This is a genomic window from Pantoea sp. RSPAM1 (assembly GCF_038816185.1).
GTDB classification, from domain to species: Bacteria; Pseudomonadota; Gammaproteobacteria; order Enterobacterales; family Enterobacteriaceae; genus Pantoea; species Pantoea ananatis.
The window spans coordinates 1,948,553-1,965,019 of record NZ_CP046137.1 but is presented as its reverse complement, the minus strand read 5'-3'; the positions used below and the strand labels follow the sequence as shown (position 1 = coordinate 1,965,019).

The 16,467-nt window shown below is 53.8% G+C and carries 15 protein-coding genes; 5 read left to right on the top strand and 10 right to left on the bottom strand.

Annotated features, from left to right (window positions below; genetic code table 11):
• Window positions 1-28 precede the first annotated feature (28 nt).
• The 3 genes from GKC68_RS09680 to GKC68_RS09670 form a co-directional block, all read right to left on the bottom strand.
• A complete protein-coding gene (locus tag GKC68_RS09680) occupies window positions 29-502 on the bottom strand; it encodes an MEKHLA domain-containing protein (RefSeq protein ID WP_033778020.1) in 474 nt (157 codons plus the stop codon).
• Window positions 503-774: 272 nt separating this feature from the next.
• Complete coding sequence (locus tag GKC68_RS09675; RefSeq protein ID WP_272843149.1) at window positions 775-2,097, bottom strand: 6-phospho-alpha-glucosidase; 1,323 nt, start codon at window positions 2,095-2,097, stop codon at window positions 775-777.
• The gene (locus GKC68_RS09670) at window positions 2,094-3,716 is read right to left on the bottom strand and encodes an alpha-glucoside-specific PTS transporter subunit IIBC (protein WP_047714949.1); all 1,623 of its coding nucleotides are present in this window, start codon (window positions 3,714-3,716) and stop codon (window positions 2,094-2,096) included. Before GKC68_RS09670 ends, GKC68_RS09675 begins: the two co-directional genes overlap by 4 nt.
• A 281-nt stretch (window positions 3,717-3,997) precedes the next feature.
• On the opposite strand from GKC68_RS09670, the gene GKC68_RS09665 reads away from it, so the two are divergent.
• Both GKC68_RS09665 and GKC68_RS09660 read left to right on the top strand, forming a co-directional pair.
• Window positions 3,998-4,702 (top strand): GntR family transcriptional regulator, encoded by a 705-nt coding sequence (locus GKC68_RS09665; RefSeq protein ID WP_342656785.1) that lies wholly within the window; start codon window positions 3,998-4,000, stop codon window positions 4,700-4,702.
• A 492-nt stretch (window positions 4,703-5,194) separates the two neighbouring features.
• Window positions 5,195-6,739 (top strand): methyl-accepting chemotaxis protein, encoded by a 1,545-nt coding sequence (locus tag GKC68_RS09660; protein WP_047714947.1) that lies wholly within the window; start codon window positions 5,195-5,197, stop codon window positions 6,737-6,739.
• Window positions 6,740-7,090: 351 nt separating this feature from the next.
• Here the strand turns inward: GKC68_RS09660 and GKC68_RS09655 are convergent, their stop codons facing one another.
• From GKC68_RS09655 to copC, 3 genes are read right to left on the bottom strand one after another with little or no spacing between them, the layout of a single operon-like run.
• Entirely contained in the window at window positions 7,091-7,438 is a 348-nt protein-coding gene (locus GKC68_RS09655; RefSeq protein ID WP_028723425.1) for a YebY family protein, read from the bottom strand.
• Between the two features lie 27 nt (window positions 7,439-7,465).
• Window positions 7,466-8,341 (bottom strand): copper homeostasis membrane protein CopD, encoded by an 876-nt coding sequence (gene copD, locus GKC68_RS09650; RefSeq protein ID WP_081046471.1) that lies wholly within the window; start codon window positions 8,339-8,341, stop codon window positions 7,466-7,468.
• A gap of 4 nt (window positions 8,342-8,345) precedes the next feature.
• Complete coding sequence (copC, locus tag GKC68_RS09645) at window positions 8,346-8,720, bottom strand: copper homeostasis periplasmic binding protein CopC (RefSeq protein WP_028723423.1); 375 nt, start codon at window positions 8,718-8,720, stop codon at window positions 8,346-8,348.
• 150 nt (window positions 8,721-8,870) lie between these two features.
• On the opposite strand from copC, the gene GKC68_RS09640 reads away from it, so the two are divergent.
• On the top strand, window positions 8,871-9,101 hold the full coding sequence (locus GKC68_RS09640; RefSeq protein ID WP_019105100.1) for a DNA polymerase III subunit theta: 231 nt from the start codon (window positions 8,871-8,873) through the stop codon (window positions 9,099-9,101).
• Entirely contained in the window at window positions 9,101-9,772 is a 672-nt protein-coding gene (gene exoX, locus GKC68_RS09635; protein ID WP_014593875.1) for an exodeoxyribonuclease X, read from the top strand. The genes GKC68_RS09640 and exoX overlap by 1 nt, the downstream gene beginning before the upstream one ends.
• Here the strand turns inward: exoX and GKC68_RS09630 are convergent.
• On the bottom strand, window positions 9,756-11,828 hold the full coding sequence (locus GKC68_RS09630) for a prolyl oligopeptidase family serine peptidase (protein WP_110983047.1): 2,073 nt from the start codon (window positions 11,826-11,828) through the stop codon (window positions 9,756-9,758). The two genes, exoX and GKC68_RS09630, sit on opposite strands and share 17 nt — an antisense overlap.
• A gap of 116 nt (window positions 11,829-11,944) precedes the next feature.
• The gene (locus tag GKC68_RS09625) at window positions 11,945-12,589 is read right to left on the bottom strand and encodes a DUF533 domain-containing protein (protein ID WP_047714943.1); all 645 of its coding nucleotides are present in this window, start codon (window positions 12,587-12,589) and stop codon (window positions 11,945-11,947) included.
• Window positions 12,590-12,759: 170 nt separating this feature from the next.
• Here GKC68_RS09625 and purT point away from each other — a divergent pair, with 170 nt between their 5' ends.
• The gene (gene purT / locus GKC68_RS09620; RefSeq protein ID WP_058705641.1) at window positions 12,760-13,938 is read left to right on the top strand and encodes a formate-dependent phosphoribosylglycinamide formyltransferase; all 1,179 of its coding nucleotides are present in this window, start codon (window positions 12,760-12,762) and stop codon (window positions 13,936-13,938) included.
• A 53-nt stretch (window positions 13,939-13,991) separates the two neighbouring features.
• On the opposite strand, the gene GKC68_RS09615 is transcribed toward purT, so the two are convergent.
• Window positions 13,992-14,630, bottom strand: a complete 639-nt coding sequence (locus GKC68_RS09615; RefSeq protein WP_028723418.1) for a bifunctional 4-hydroxy-2-oxoglutarate aldolase/2-dehydro-3-deoxy-phosphogluconate aldolase — start codon at window positions 14,628-14,630, stop codon at window positions 13,992-13,994.
• A 186-nt stretch (window positions 14,631-14,816) separates the two neighbouring features.
• Window positions 14,817-16,292 carry a glucose-6-phosphate dehydrogenase gene (gene zwf / locus GKC68_RS09610; protein ID WP_288426898.1) on the bottom strand — a complete coding sequence of 492 codons (1,476 nt, stop codon included), beginning with the start codon at window positions 16,290-16,292 and terminating at the stop codon, window positions 14,817-14,819.
• Window positions 16,293-16,467 lie beyond the last annotated feature (175 nt).

Here is a 16,467-nt window from a genome sequence, read left to right as displayed (position 1 = left end):
ACACGGCAGAAAGGCGTTGTCGCGCCGATCAGATCGCTGCCAACCCGTGACGGGGGCTGGGCCAGAACAGTGCGGCCTGGCCCCATCCCGCCTCATCCCGTCCGTCTGACTGCCACACTTCGCCATCGTAAATAATGAAGCTTTTGCCCTGCTTATCGACACGCGGTCCGCTGTAGCCGGTGGCAATGCCATCGCGTCTGACCATATCCAGCAGGTGCTGTCGTGCTTCCCTGTCGAAAGGCCCGGCACTGAGTCGTGACGGCAGTTGCCGTATCTCTTCCGCACTGTATTTGAAGCAGTTCAGCGCACAACGATTGGCATAGACAAACACGGGATCGGCTGCGCTACTGTGGGCAAGAATGCTGTACGGCGCCTGTTCATGCAGCCACTGATACCGGTCATCGATATCATGAGGACAGTAAAGCCCATGTCCGGTGAGCGATCGGTAGCGTTCATCAATGCGCTTCAGTAAGGTCAGTGGGGTGACAGTCGACACGATCATCTCCTTTGCAAGCGGCAGGATACGAGGTGCTAATGTGGCGGGATGCGCGCTGAAAATCAAGCATGCGCAACGGTGGAGAGGCATGACGCGCTGGAGTTTTTCCGGCACGCCGGGCTCAGGCGTGCACGGCCGCGCAATGCACCCTGGAATATTGACGACTCTCTCGCGGCATCCCCAGGGTTATCCCTCACGGCATTCGATTCTCCTGGTTTGCCCTGTTTGCGCTAAAGAGAGCCAGCCTGAACCCGAACCCAGGCTGGCTGACGGGCGGTCTAGCTCAACGGCGGCCAGAAGGCTTTGTTTGCCTCGATAAGATCGTCGAGAATCGCTTTTGCAACGGCGGCACTTGGTACCGTTTTAGATAAGGTAATAGCCTGCCATAACTTGTGCCGGGAGCGCTGTTCCCATGCCTCCACCACGAGTTTTTCGACCGCAACCTGCTGACTCATTAACCCCTTCTGGAAAGTCGGAATGTCGCCAACCTGAAGGGGTTCAGCACCGTTGCGCCCCACCAGACAGGGAATTTCCACCATCGCGTCCGCATCAAAGTTGGGGATAGCGCCCTGATTAGGCACAATGAGCAGCATACGCTCCTGGGTATTGAAGGCGATCGCGGTCGCCAGATCGACAATATAGGAAGCATGTTCGTCTGTCTCCAACTCCCCGGCGGATGAATGCCCGGCATCGGTGATTGCCCTGCAGGCGCTGAACACCTGCTTTTCACGATGCTCCATGACCTCATTCGCGCGGGTGCGTTCAGGGTTGGAATGCGCGACCACATAATCTGGGAACAAATAATATTTCAGATAGGTATTGGGCAACGTCTGGGGGTCCAGCGCTTGCACATCGCGCGCCTTCAGGAAGGTATCGTTCCAGCTGGACTCCACTGACGAGGATCCTGAGGGCGGAACATAGCCGTACTTTGCCACGTACTCGCGCAGTTGTGGCATCAAATCATTTCCCTTCAAATCTTCAACCGCGGTCCACCAGCCAAAATGATTGAGCCCGTAATAGCGCACCCGCATTTGCTTGCGGTCTTGCAGACCGACAATTTTTGCCATCCGATTTTCTATACCAATCGGCATGTCACAAATATTCAGGATTTTCGCCTCAGGTCGCAGGCGTCGCGTTGCCTCAGCCACGATGGCGGCCGGGTTGGAATAATTCAGCATCCAGGCGTCGGGTGAGTACTGTTGCATATAATCGACGAGCTCAAGAACACCGCCGATTGAGCGCATGCCATAGGCAATACCACCCGGCCCACAGGTTTCCTGGCCCAGAACACCATGACGCAAGGGGATTTTTTCATCTTGCTCACGCATGGGATATTTACCCACCCGAATATGCGCCATGACAAAATCGACATCGCTGAATGCTTCCTGCGGATCGGTGGTATAGCTGAACGCAATATCAGGTGCCTGTTCCTGCAAAATAATCTTACAGGCCCGGGCAATGGTTTCCTGACGGGCCGCGTCATTGTCGTAAAACTTCAGCTGGCGTAAAGGAAAGCGGTGTCGGTTCGCCAGGAGCATTAGCACAATACCCGGGGTAAAGGTGCTACCGCCGCCCGCAATTAAAACTGAGAATGTCTTCATAAAGGTTTCTCCATGGTAAGTGTTACTTCAGACCGGGCCGGGTCTTTCATTTGGCTTTCGAGTTGCTCGCGCACCTGGGGGACCTGTAAGCCCACAATGATCTGAATACCGTTGCCACGCCGGACGACACCGTGCGCGCCCAGCGCCATAAACGCGGCATCATTCTGCGTTTTGGCCTCATCGACCAGTGTTATGCGCAGGCGCGTGGCGCAGTTATTGATGCTGGCTATATTGCTGGCCCCACCCAGCGCATTCAGAAAACCCCAAGCCTGATCGCGTTGCGGGTTATGCCCGTCAGGGAAAGCTGGCGCTGCTCGCGCTGCCCGATAGTCGGCCTTGTTGTAAAGCCTGACTTCACTGTCGTCCCGACCGGGTGTTTTCAGGTTCAGCCGCAGGATGAGTTGGTGAAAAATCACGAAGTAGAGCCCCGTGAAAACCAGGCCTATACCGATTTGGGTAAAGATCATGCCGGCATGGTTAGGGAACATTGGGATCCAGTTTTGCGGCAGAAACTGGTCCAGTAAGCCGCCACCGTAGTTCCCCACCACGCCGCACATATACATTGCTGTCGCCATGCTGGCGGCCAGCACAGCGTGCACGGCAAACAGCAGAGGCGAAATAAATAGGAAGGTAAACTCCAGGGGTTCAGTAATGCCGACCAGGACGGCAGTCAACGTGGCCGGAATTAACAACCCTGCGACTTTGACCCGGTGACGCGCTGAGGCTGTCGAATAGAGCGCCAACGCAATCCCCACTGCGCCGAAGACTTTTGCGTTGCCATGAAGCGCGAAACCGCCCTGAGGAAACAGTTGCTTGAGTGGTTGCGTACTCTGGCTGAACGCCTGCAGATGCTCTGCCCAGTAAACCTGGATGCCGCCTTCAACCACTGCCGGGCCAAAAATAAAAGGCCCATAGATAAAGTGGTGCAGTCCGGTTGGGATCAGAATGCGTTCCAGAAAGGTATAAACCCACACGCCAATCGCGCCCGCTTCGCGTAAAAACTGTTGAAGCGACTCGATGCCCATTTGAATTTTGGGCCAGCCAAACAGCGTTAACCAGGCACAGGGGATCATCGCAAAGAAGGCAACAATGACGACAAAAGATGAGCCCTGAAAAATACCCAGGAAAACCGGAAGCGGCTTTTCAAAATAACGATTGTGGAGCGCCGTCACCAGACCGGCAATGACGATGGCACCGATGATGCTGGTATCCAGTGTTTTTATCCCCGCGATCATGGCCAGTCCGCTTCCGGCTTCTGTTCCTTTGGAAAAATCGACGGCAAAAAAATCGCCCCAGGTGCTCCCCATGGCATTAATTAAATAATTCCAGGTTAAAAAACTGACGACAACGGCCAGACATGCTCGTCCCTGAGCCTGTTTTGCCAACCCCACCGGGAGGCCAACCGCGAATATTAACGGCATGTTTCTAAAAACCGTCCATCCGCCCTCTTCAATAATGAAGATAATTTGGTTAAATAAACTCTCTGGATGCGTTAATGCTTCCCCTACAAATAAAGGGTTGCGTAACATAATGGAAACACCAACGATGATGCCGGCAAAGGGAAATAATAATACCGGCGTAAACATGGCGCCGCCAAAGCGCTGTATTTGACTGAGCATTTAAGTTCCTCACGTAACGATTCCAAGGATATATCGTTAAAGTCAATGTAAACGCAGCCAAAATAAGGCAATCATGCCTCTGGCGGAGGGGGGCATTATCGACTTCGTGAGCGCCCTCATGGTTTTAATTTTCATCATGACGTCTATTTTAATGGTAATAACTAGACATCTCACATGTGCAGCCATAGAAAATAAAAAATGTATTTATTACTCCCCCGTGCACGCATTAACTTTATGCTAAACCTGTTGACGGTGATGTCCCCCTCTCAGGAGGTACAAAAGTGATCTATAAATTTATCGCTGAAAAACTGCGTCTCCGACTCAATTCACCTTTTATCGCGGTCGGGAGTGCTATTCCGGCTGAAAAAGTGCTCGCCACCAAGTTTGGCGTGGCGAGAATGACCCTGCGTAAGGCAATAGACGTACTGGTCCGTGAGGGGTTGCTGGAGCGACGGCATGGCAGCGGAACCTACGTGTCAGCAAAGGATATCAGTCATGAAACCAGTTCGCTCACCGGGCTGGCAGAAGTCTTACGACTGCAGGGAAAGGAGGTGATCAGTAAGGTACTGACGTTCGAGTTAATCGCCGCGCCTCCTGCCATAGCAGGCCAATTACGCATAAACAGTGGTGAACGCCTCTTTTTCTCACGTCGGTTACGTTATGTTGATGAAAAGCTGCTAATGCTTGAAGAAAGTTATATGCCAGTAAAAACATTTCCTGACCTTAGCCTGGCCCATTTGGAAAAATCTAAATTTGACTATATCGAGCAGGAGTGTGGCATTATCTTGGAGGGCAGTTATGAGTCATTAAGACCGGTTTTATCCGATAAGCACCTGTCGCTTCTGATGGATATCGCTGAGAAAACCCTGCTACTCAGAGTCGACTCGCTTTCATACAGCAATACGGGTTCATTTATCAACTATGCCGTGATGTACAGAAACACCCACGATTATCAGGTTAACTACCATTTACGACGCACGGGCTGAATGTCCAAAGATGTGAGTACGCATCAAAAATGCCCCCTGGCGTTTCTCTCAGGTGTAATATCATCGCCCGTTCAAATCACAGGTGCCTTGCGTGAGAGTGAATCTGGCTAACACACTGCAGCATGGTGTTATATTTTTTGGGGAGGGGTGAACGTGTCGTCTTATCTGTCATTTACGAAAAGCGCCACACATCAGGAAAATGACAAGACTTATTTCAAATCCGGGTCAACGCGGTGCTGCTCTCGCCGTTCGTATATCGCGCCCAGCGCGCTGCTGTGTTAACTAAAAGCATTTGAAAATGCCTTTACCTCCCTCCTGATCACCTGCACTCAATTGATTAATTGAACTTATAAGTCCTTTTAAAGGACCATTACTCTGGAAACTTTTACCCTGCTTGCCAAATATACTATTTCAGAAATATGTCTGTTTTATTAATTTTTTACACGTCTTTTGCCGATAAGAAATCTGAACTTAACTTTCAGGAATTCTAAAATGAAAATCTCCACGCGTCTGGCAATTGGTTTTGGCCTGTTAATTCTGCTTTTTGTTATCTGTATTACTGTTTCTTTTAAAGCACTTCATTCCGCCAGCAACGGTATGGATGATGCGGTCAATGTTAAGATGCGAAAATATCAGCTCGCCGTGGATATGCGAGATGAACTGAGAGACATGGCGATTGCCGCGAGAAACCTCGCGCTTCTTAGCGATGTGAAAGCCATGCAGCCAGAGTGGGAAAGGCTAAAACTGCAAAAAGCAGCTTACTTAAAAAATCGTGAAGCGCTTGAAACAATTATGCGTACGGATTCCACGCCCGCCGGACGTGCTGCCCTGGAAAAACTTCAGGCTAATGAAGCGCTGGTGATTTCCGGTCTGGAAAAGGCCGGTCAGTTTGGCCTGGATAACCGCCCTCAGGAAGCCACAAATTATCTGATGGTGACGGTGCGTCCTGCTCAGCGTGCGTTACTCAGTTCACTCAGCGAAATGACCAACGTTCAGTTGAATAACAGTCGCAACGCGGTGGAAGAGAATAATCGTTCAACCCGAACCTCAACACTCGTTTTGGTTATCCTGGGCCTGCTTTCCATTGTTTTTTCTGTCGTCACCGGATGGATGATTACCCGTTTACTGATGCGCCAGTTAGGTGGCGAGCCTGCTCAGGCCCAAACCATTGCGGCGGCCATTGCTAACGGCGATCTGACCTCGGCGGTGCACCTGCGTCCTAAGGATACGTCAAGTTTGCTGGCATCCCTTGACGGAATGCAGGCTAAGCTTCGCGGCCTGGTTTCAGAAATCAAAGATTCTTCGGCTAACGTTGCGCTTGCCGCTGATGAAATCGCGCAAGGAAATACCGAATTATCTTCCCGTACGGAAGAGCAGGCTGCCGCGCTTCAGGAAACCGCTGCCAGCATGGAACAGTTAACCGCGACGGTGAAGAGCAATGCTTCCGGGGCACAGCTTACAGCTACATCAGCTCGCGAAACGGCCAATCTGGCTCAACGCGGCGAAGCAGATATGCAACGGATGTCGGCAACCATGAAAGACATTTCAGACAGTGCTGCGAAGATTCGTGATATAACCGGCGTCATTGAAGGCATTGCTTTTCAGACCAACATTCTGGCGCTCAATGCTGCCGTTGAGGCCGCGCGTGCCGGCGAGCAGGGGCGCGGGTTTGCCGTGGTGGCTGGCGAAGTCAGAAATCTGGCCCAGCGGAGTGCTACCGCAGCGAAGGAAATTAAAACCCTGATTGAACAGGCCGTTCAACAGGTTGAAACCGGCGTAACCGTCGCGAGTGGAACCGGGCAAAGTATCCTGAAAATCGTTAACATGGTGGGTGAACTGGCCACGGCTATGGATGAGATCTCGCTGGCCTCTTCCGAACAGATGCAGGGGATTTCTCAGGTGAGCGTCGCGGTGGGCCAGATGGACAGCGTTACTCAGAACAACGCCGCACTGGTTGAGGAATCATCGTCCGCTTCACAATCCCTTTCTGAGCAGGCGCACGCGCTACGCGGTATGGTTGAAGCGTTCCGGGTGTAAACGCCCTTTCGCACAGGGGGGAGAAACGCGATCGCGTCGGTTTCGTTTCTGCCATCCTGTTGCGTGAGCCGGGCCGGTACCGCGCGGCCTGGTGAACACCATCCCCGCTGTCTGGCCGTCATGGAGAACGCTGAAAGGCAAAAAAAGACCGAACACGATTCCTGTATTCGGTCCAGGGAAATGGCTCTCAAGGAGCCGTGCGCTAAAAGTTGGCATTGATAGAGGCTTTCGCCTTGCTTTTAAAGCGTAGGACAACGCGCCAGATTTTCCAGCCAGCGCCGCGGCTCAGACCATAAACCCGACAGGTTTGTGACCCGTAAGACAAATTTGCGCACTCTTACCTGCGTCGTCTTATTTTGTGCACAGCGCCTGTGCACGATCCACGACAGGTTGCAGACTCATCATCCGCTCCGGATGCGCTTTATCCGGCGCCTGAATCACGCTGATGGGCTGTGCCTTCACCCGCTTAGCGTTGACCTGAGCCTCCGCCTTCTCATTAAGCGGGTACTGCATCAGCGTGCTGGGATTGATGGCAAACAGCGATCCATCTTTCTCACAGGTCAGCATCACCTCTTCACGATTAAACGGCCACTTGTCTTTACCAATTTCGAAACGGCTGACGGTGATGATTTGTGCCGCTGCTGCCTGACCAGCCAGCGTTAATAACAGCAGTGTGGGGATCGCTTTCTTCAGCAACATAACTTACCTTTATGGGGTTTTCATCATTCAGGTTGGTGACAACGTAGCAAACACGCTGACCAACCCCACTACGCCGCATGCCAGCACAATTTCCAGCTGGGTCATGCGAATAAACAGTCGTTGTGCGGCAAGGCCCGCGATGTGAAAGCGCGGCACCAGCCAGTAACGATTCCAGAGCGCAATCAGTACCATAAGCATGACCAGCCCTGCTTTGCACACTAACAGTACAACATAATCGTTGAGATGCCAGTTAGCTGGCACCCCGGCAATCAGCAGGCTGTTAACGACACCGGTAATTATCGTTAAGGCGACGGCAACGTGACCATAACGGGAAAAACGCATCATGGTGCGGATTGCGGCTGTCCGGTATTCGATGTTACGCGCCATCCGCATCAACACCAACACAGGCACTAACCCGCCCGCCCAAAAAGCGGCGGCGAGGAGATGTAAGGCCTGGTTACTTTGTTGCAGGAGCCCGGCGATACCTTCGCGCATGGCGGCATGGCCCGTTAGTGCCAGACAGCCTGTCTGTAGCAAGCCAGTTAACAGCCAAACCTGCTGACGGGGGCGGTCACGCATGATAATCGCAGCCACGCTACACAGCGAAAAGAGGAGCTGCCATTGCCACACGGCGCCCCAGCGGGTTGAAAATACCGCCAGCCACACAGCCGTCTCTGACAAATTGTGCCAGTCACCGCTCATCATCACATTTTGTGTGGCCAGCATCGCCAGTGCCGACAGCAGGGCCAGCCATGTACTCCACTTCATTAGCGGAAACAATCGCGCGGCCAGCGAGGTTCGAAAGGCAACGGGTGCCAGCAACCTGCTGTAAATGGCACTGCCTACCAGCAACATTAATGCCGTAAAATGCAGTGCGCGCAGCACCAGCCACAACAGGGTCACGGTTTTATTTCACGGTGAAGGTATAGCTTCCGTGCGTTTTGTGCCCGTCAACGGACAGCACGTGCCAGTTTACCTGATAAGCGCCCTGCGCCAGCGGCTGGGCAAAATCAACCCGCAGGCGGTCGTGCTGCTTGCCATCCAGCCGGGCCTTTTCACCCACGGCTTTATGCTGTGCATTCATGACGTCAACGCCACTGAATGCGGCTTCAACGTCTTCGGTGAAGCTCAGCGTAATGTGTTGCGGCGCAGGCGTTACCGCCGCTTTAGCTGCCGGCACCGAAGACGCTAAGTGGGCGTGCGCCAGTGCAAGCTGACTAAACATCAGTGTGCTGGCGGCAATCAGAGCCAGCACCCCACGTGAAATCGCGGTTTTTTTCATCTCTTCATCCTGTTAACGGCGGCAAAGGCCACGAACGTGGCGCAAGAATACGCCGCTGAAATTTAACTGTCGAGGCCAGCAATGCTATCCTGTCCCTTGCGCCAGGAGGAGGAAAACATTACTTTTGGTCACGCTTATCGGGAGAATATCATGAGTCACAACCTTGCCTTGCTGTCGCAGGAAGAGAAAGACAAAGTCAATGTCGATCTGGCTGCAGCAGGCGTTGCTTTTAAAGAGCGCTACAACATGCCTGTCGTGGCAGAAATGGTCGCCAACGAACAACCTGAAGCCCTGCGGGACTGGTTTCGTCAGCGTTTAATGCATTACCGCCAGGCCTCTCTCAACCTGTCACGCCTGCCCTACGAGCCTAAACAGAAATAATGATGCTACGCGTAATTGATACGGAAACCTGCGGACTGCAGGGCGGCGTGGTGGAGGTTGCCTCGGTAGATGTGATCGACGGCCAAATCGTCAATCCAATGAGCGATCTTGTCTCACCCGATCGCCCTATCAGTCGTCAGGCCATGGCCGTGCACCGCATTACTGAAGCCATGGTGATGGGCAAACCGCCGATTGAAGAGGCCATCCTGCGCTACCACGGCAGTCCCTTTTACGTGGCCCACAACGCCAGCTTTGACCGCCGGATGTTGCCGGAGATGCACGGCGAGTGGATCTGTACCATGACGCTGGCTCGTCAGCTATGGCCCGGCATTAAATACGGTAATCAGGCGCTCCGGCACAGCCTCAAGCTGGATGTGACGCCGCCAGCGGATTTGCATGCTCACCGGGCGCTGTACGACTGCTACGTGACGGCCGCGCTGCTCATTCGGATTATGGATCTGTCCGGCTGGCGTGCGGACGAAATGAGTCTGCGCTCGCAGCCTGCCGCGCAGCGTGATGATGTGCTGCCGTTTGGTAAATATCGTGGTCAGGCGCTGGCCGTGGTGGCCCGAAAAGATCCGGGTTACCTGAAATGGATGCTGGATAACGTGAAAGATTTGCGCCCACCGTTACGGCAGGCGCTGCGCAAGTGTCTTAGTCAGCTTCCGTAAGCGCGGCCGGAGGCAAACTGCCCTGAGCAAGGGCGATGATGAAGGTGAGCTCCAGGGCAACGCCTTCATAGGCCTTGTAGCGCCCAGACTTACCGCCGTGCCCCGAGTCCATATCGGTGCAGAGCAGCAGCAGGTTATCATCGGTTTTATATTCACGCAGCTTAGCCACCCATTTTGCCGGTTCCCAGTATTGCACCTGTGAATCATGCAGGCCGGTTGTCACCAGCAGATGGGGGCAGGTTTTCGCCTCAACGTTGTCATAGGGGCTGTATTGCCGGATATAACGATAATACTCTGCGTCATTTGGATTACCCCACTCGTCATATTCCCCGGTCGTCAGCGGAATAGACTCATCAAGCATCGTGGTGAGCACATCAACAAAAGGCACCTGCGCAACCACACCGTGATAGCGCGTGGGCGCCAGATTCATGACTGCGCCCATCAGCAATCCCCCTGCACTTCCTCCCATCGCATAGAGCCGGTCCGGGTGCCCGAATCCACGCGCCACGAGCCCGTTTGTCACGTCGATAAAATCGGTGAAGCTGTTCATCTTGTTGAGCAGGCGACCACCGTCATACCACTGCTGCCCCATCTCCCCGCCGCCTCGCACATGCACCAGCGCATAGATGAACCCGCGGTCCAGCAGGCTGAGCCGACTGACGCTAAAGTCAGCGTCCATGCTACTGCCATAGGCGCCATAGCCATACACCAGCATGGGGTTCTGCCCTTTCTGAAAATGGGTGCGGTGATACACCAGCGAGACCGGCACTTCTGTGCCGTCAGAAACGGTGATCCAATGGTGCTCGCTTTTGTACTCATCCGGATTGAAGTCTTTGACCGCACTCTGTTTTAAGATGCGACGTTCCCCCGTATCCATATCCAGTTCAAACAGCGTGGCGGGCGTGGTCATGGACGAATAGCCATAGCGCAGCTTACTGGTACGCGGCGTAGGATTGTAAGCCAGCCAGGTAACGTAAGTGGGATCGTCAAACGCAATGCCGCTGGTTTCTCCCGTCTCCCAGTTGATTTGCCGCAGGCTGGTCAGCCCACGCTGGCGCTCCTCTACCACCAGCCAGTCACGAAAAAGCTGGAAATCCTCCATTACGATATGGTCGCGCGCGGGGATCACGGTTTGCCAGCGCGCTTCATCCAGATAATGGCTACGGTAGAGTCCGAAATTTTTTCCCTCGCGATTCGAGCGGATGAAGAACGTGTGATCATAATGATCGAGACTGTATTCATGATCGCGCCGCCGGGGCAAAAATACCTGCGGTAGGGCGTCCGGGAAATCCGCATCGATCAGCTGAATCTCGCTGCTGCTGGTGCTGTATAACACGATCAGGATGAACTGTTTTGACGTGGTTTTATGAATGCTGAGGTGGTAGGTATCGTCTTTTTCTTCGTACACGAGCCGATCGTCGTGCTGGGGCGTACCCAACTCATGCCGCCATAGCTGATAAGGCAGCAGGGTTTGCGGATGTTTACGAACGTAATAAAGGGTGCGTGAATCATTCGCCCACGCAAAACTGGACGAGGCATCGTTAAGCACCTCCGGATACCAACTCCCGCTGTCCAGATTGCGAAAACGAATGCCGTACTGGCGCCGGGAAAGGAAATCCTCTGCCACTGCCAGCACCCGGTTATCCGGGCTGATGTGCAGTGCGCCCATAGTATAAAAATCACTGTGCGATGCGCGCTGATTCGCATCCAGCAGCAGTGTCCACGGGTCGCTCTCATCGCTACCCGCGGGCTGTCGATAATAGGCGGCATATTCATTGCCGCTTTCATACCGGCTTTGATAGCGATAACCATTTTTCACATAGGGTACTGAGTGGTCCTGCGGCGGAAGGCGATCGATAATCTCATGCAGAATGCGATTCTGTAAGGGCTGCTGAGAGCCCATGATTTTCTGGCCGTAATTGTTCTCAGCGCGTAAATAGTCCAGCACCTCGCTGCTTTCACGCCTGTCGTCACGTAGCCAGTAATAATTGTCGATGCGCGTTTCGCCATGCAGCGATAATTCGTAAGGGATTTTTTTTGCGCTCGGTGCTTTCATGTCATCCGTCCCGCTGAATGTAATGAACACTAAGCGTGGCACTAATGTAAAGAGATGCCAAGTAAAGTGAAGGCAATGTGAGGTTGTGCAGGGCCATATCGCTGGCCCTGCGCGGATTAGCCCGCTTTCTGCTGCAGGATATCCTGCTGAATGCCGTCCCGCACATCCTGCGGGATTTTTAGCGCATCGCCCAGGGCAGAAAGATAGCTGCGCTCCATGAAGTGGTCTACATCAATGGCGGCACAGCTCAGAAAATAGAGTTCAAGCGCCTCTTCTTCATTTTTGACGTCCGCCGCGAGCCACTCGGGGTCCAGCGGTCGCTGCATGGCCTGCTGGATGAGTTTTTCGGCATCCTGACCATAGCCAGCCTCGTGAATATTATGCTCAATCGCTGCGCGTTCCCGATCGTCAATATGACCATCGCTTTTAGCAGCAAAAACCAGCGCGGTCACCAGCCGCTCCGCCCGCTGATCCACTGGCGTTTGCAACTCACCAAAGCCGGGATCGTGCTGATGTGTTTCGCGTACCCGCTGCTTGTATTTGTTCCACAGCACGGCACCCGCCGCGGCCCCGCCGCCGATAATCAAAGCCTGACCGCCATATTTCGTTAACAACTTTCGGGATGACTTACTGGCCACCAGCATGGCTGCCAGCCCGCCTAATGCGCCCGGTGCCAGCATATCGCTTAATCCTCCGCTGGATTTACCCTCGCTGCTTTTTTTAGCCAGTACCGATTGAATCTGTTGCAGCCAGTTATTCATCATCATCTCCCTTTACCATTCAGAAACAACATCATTACCAAAAAGATGTCAGGAAACGTCAGAGCAGGAAAAGTAGCGCAAAACCAGGCAAACAAGCTGAAGGGTGAGAACGCAAACGTTTTCGTATATACTGCGCGCGCATTTTGACTGCTTCGATTTTAGGGGAATTTATGACGACTCTTGGAACTGCGCTGCGCCCTGGTGCAACGCGTGTAATGCTGTTGGGCTCTGGTGAACTGGGGAAAGAAGTTGCGCTGGAATGTCAGCGCCTGGGTGTGGAAGTGATTGCCGTTGACCGTTACGCTGATGCACCTGCCATGCATGTTGCTCATCGCAGCCACGTAATTAATATGCTGGATGGTGACGCGCTGGCCGCGGTGATTGCGCAGGAAAAGCCTCACTTCGTCGTACCCGAAATTGAAGCTATTGCGACTGAAAAACTCCTGGAGCTGGAGCAGCAAGGCCAGCACGTCGTGCCGACCGCCCGCGCGGCGCGCCTGACCATGAACCGCGAGGGCATTCGCCGTCTGGCAGCAGAAGAGCTCGCGCTTCCCACTTCCCACTACCGTTTTGCGGACAGCAAAGAGAATTTCGTGTCTGCCGCCGCGGAAATTGGTTTTCCGTGCATCGTGAAGCCAGTGATGAGCTCTTCAGGTAAAGGTCAGAGTTTTATCCGGGATGCCAGCCAGTTGGAAAAAGCCTGGGACTATGCGCAGCAGGGCGGCCGTGCGGGTGCCGGGCGCGTTATCGTGGAAGGTGTGGTGAAGTTTGATTTTGAAATCACTCTGTTAACGATCAGTGCCGTTGACGGCATTCATTTCTGTGCCCCCATTGGTCATCGTCAGGAAGACGGGGATTACCGTGAATCATGGCAACCTCAGCAGATGAGTGAGCTGGCGCTGCAGCGTGCGCAGCACATTGCGGAAACCGTGGTGAAAGCGCTGGGTGGCTATGGGCTGTTTGGCGTAGAGCTGTTTGTCTGCGGCGACGAAGTGGTGTTCAGCGAAGTCTCCCCTCGCCCGCACGATACCGGTATGGTGACGCTGATTTCACAAGATCTGTCTGAATTCGCGCTTCATGTGCGTGCATTTCTTGGCCTGCCGATTGGCGCCATTCGCCAGTATGGTCCTTCCGCGTCAGCCGTCATCCTGCCGCAGTTAACCAGTCAGAACGTGCAGTTCGTCAATGTGGAGGCGGCGTTGGGGTCAGGATTGCAGCTGCGCCTGTTTGGCAAACCTGAAATCGACGGTCAGCGCCGTTTAGGTGTTGCCCTGGCCTGTGCGGATACAACTGAAGAAGCCGTAGCGCGTGCCGTTGCCAGCGCGGCGGCTGTCAGCGTTCAGGGATAGTGCCATTGCGGTGAGTCAGTGACTCACCGCTCGCGTTTGACTCTCGCCGGAGATCACTCCGCGCCAGCGACAGCGTCGCGCGCCAGTTGCGTGATTCGCTGCCAGTCGCCCGCTTCCAGTGCATCGTTTGGCACCAGCCAGGAACCGCCGATACAGAGCACGCTTTTGAGAGCCAGATAGTCACGGTAATTTGCCGGTGAAATACCGCCCGTCGGGCAGAAGCGTACCTGAGGGAAAGGCCCCCCGATGGCCTGCAACGCTTTGACTCCACCGTTCGCTTCCGCAGGGAAAAACTTGAATTCCCGTAAACCATAGTCCATACCGGTCATTAATTCTGACACCGTGCTAATGCCGGGAATCAGCGGAATCGGGCCTTCAACGGCGGCCTTAAGCAGAGGCTCGGTAATCCCTGGGCTAATGACGAACTGGGCACCCGCCTGCGTAACTTCCTGCAGCTGTTGGGTGTTAAGCACGGTGCCGGCCCCCACAATGGCGTCGGGGACGTTTTTGATGATGGCGCGCAGGGCATCCATCGCCACAGGGGTGCGCAACGTGACCTCAAGGACTTTGACGCCACCGGCGACCAGCGCCTGGGCCATAGGAACGGCATGTTCCAGCTTATTAACCACAATCACCGGCACGACCGGTCCGGTTTTCAGAATCTGTTCGGCACTCGTTTTCCAGTTTTTCATCACGTCCCCTGATGGATAACAATGGGAGCAGCACGGCGAGGACTTCGCTACGCCAGCCCGGTTAACAGCGCTACTACCATACAGGATCCGCCGTTTCCCCGTCTATGACCGGAAAAGATTTTTAAAACGGCAGTTCATTTTTGAGAGTTGGTGCAAAAAAAAGCCCGCTCGCGGCGGGCTGAGGGGTTATTCAAATTCGTTCCAGGAGCGGCCATCACGCGTAATCATTGCCACAGAGGCCACCGGTCCCCATGTTCCCGCCTGATAAGGCTTGGATGAGTCGCCGTCGGCTGCCCAGGCATCGATGATGGAATCCACATAGGTCCATGCCGCTTCCACTTCATCGCGACGAACAAACAGCGCCTGAATACCACGCATGGATTCCAGCAACAAGCGCTCATAGGCATCGGCCAGATGAGACTGATTGAAGGTTTCTGAGTAGCTCAGATCCAGCTTGGTGGTTTGCAGTTTGTGTTTGTGATCAAGACCCGGCACTTTGTTCAGGATCTCAATATCCACACCTTCATCAGGCTGCAGACGAATAGTGAGTTTGTTCTGCGGCAACTGGGAGTAGGAATCCTTAAACAGGTTCATCTCCGGGTTTTTGAAATACACCACGACTTCTGAGCATTTGGTCGGGAGACGTTTACCGGTACGCAGGTAGAACGGCACGCCTGCCCAACGCCAGTTATCGATGTCCACGCGAATAGCCACAAAAGTTTCGGTGGCGCTGGTCTTATTGGCCCCCTCTTCTTCCAGATAGCCTGGCACTTTCTTGCCCTGAACGAAGCCAGAGGTGTACTGACCACGCACCGTTTTCTCGCGGACGTTGGTTTGATCGATAGGACGCAGCGAGCGCAGCACTTTCACTTTTTCATCACGAATACTGTCGGCGCTGAGATCGGAAGGCGGTGACATGGCGATCATCGTCAGAACCTGTAACAGATGGTTCTGAATCATATCGCGCATCTGGCCCGCTTTATCAAAGTAGCCCCAGCGTCCTTCAATACCCACTTCTTCCGCCACGGTAATCTGCACGTGATCGATCGTGCGGTTATCCCAGTTATTAACAAAAATGGCATTAGCAAAGCGCAGCGCTAACAGGTTAAGAACCGTCTCTTTGCCCAGATAGTGGTCAATACGGAAAACCTGACTCTCATCAAAGTATTCGCCCACGCTGTCGTTAATTTCTTTAGAGGTTTCCAGCGAGGTACCAAGCGGTTTTTCCATGACAACACGCGCGGGTTTAGCGTTCAGCTTTGCCGTGCCCAGTCCATGACAGATCGCACCGAAGGTGCTGGGCGGCATGGCAAAATAGTTAATGGTGGTGCGGCTTTTCTGGTCCAGCATCTTACCCAGGCGTGGGAAGTGCGACGTATCGTTTACATCAAGGTTACAGAAATCGAGACGGTTGCTGAGCTTATCCCAGAGTGCTTCATCGATCTTTTCCTTCATGAAGGTTTCTAACGCCTCACGCACCACTTTGGTGTATTCGGCTTTATCCCACTCGGCACGACCCACGCCGATAATGCGGGTTTCTTCATGAATCTGGCCCGCTTTCTCTAACTGATACAGCGAGGGCAACAGTTTACGACGGGCGAGATCGCCTTTGGCGCCGAAAATTACCAGATCGCATGCCTGGGCTATTTGTGTTACCGCCATTTTCCTCTCCTCGTTGCAGGATTGTCCCGGTGGCGTTGCGTCCTGAGCACCGGGTCCAAGTTGTCATTTTCTTTCAGCACAATGTACTTTTTTCCCCAGGCCAGGTAAACCTGCCTACGGCGTCACGACGCTCACTCTGCACCCAATTAGCGTCTGAGGTATGTTGACACGTGCG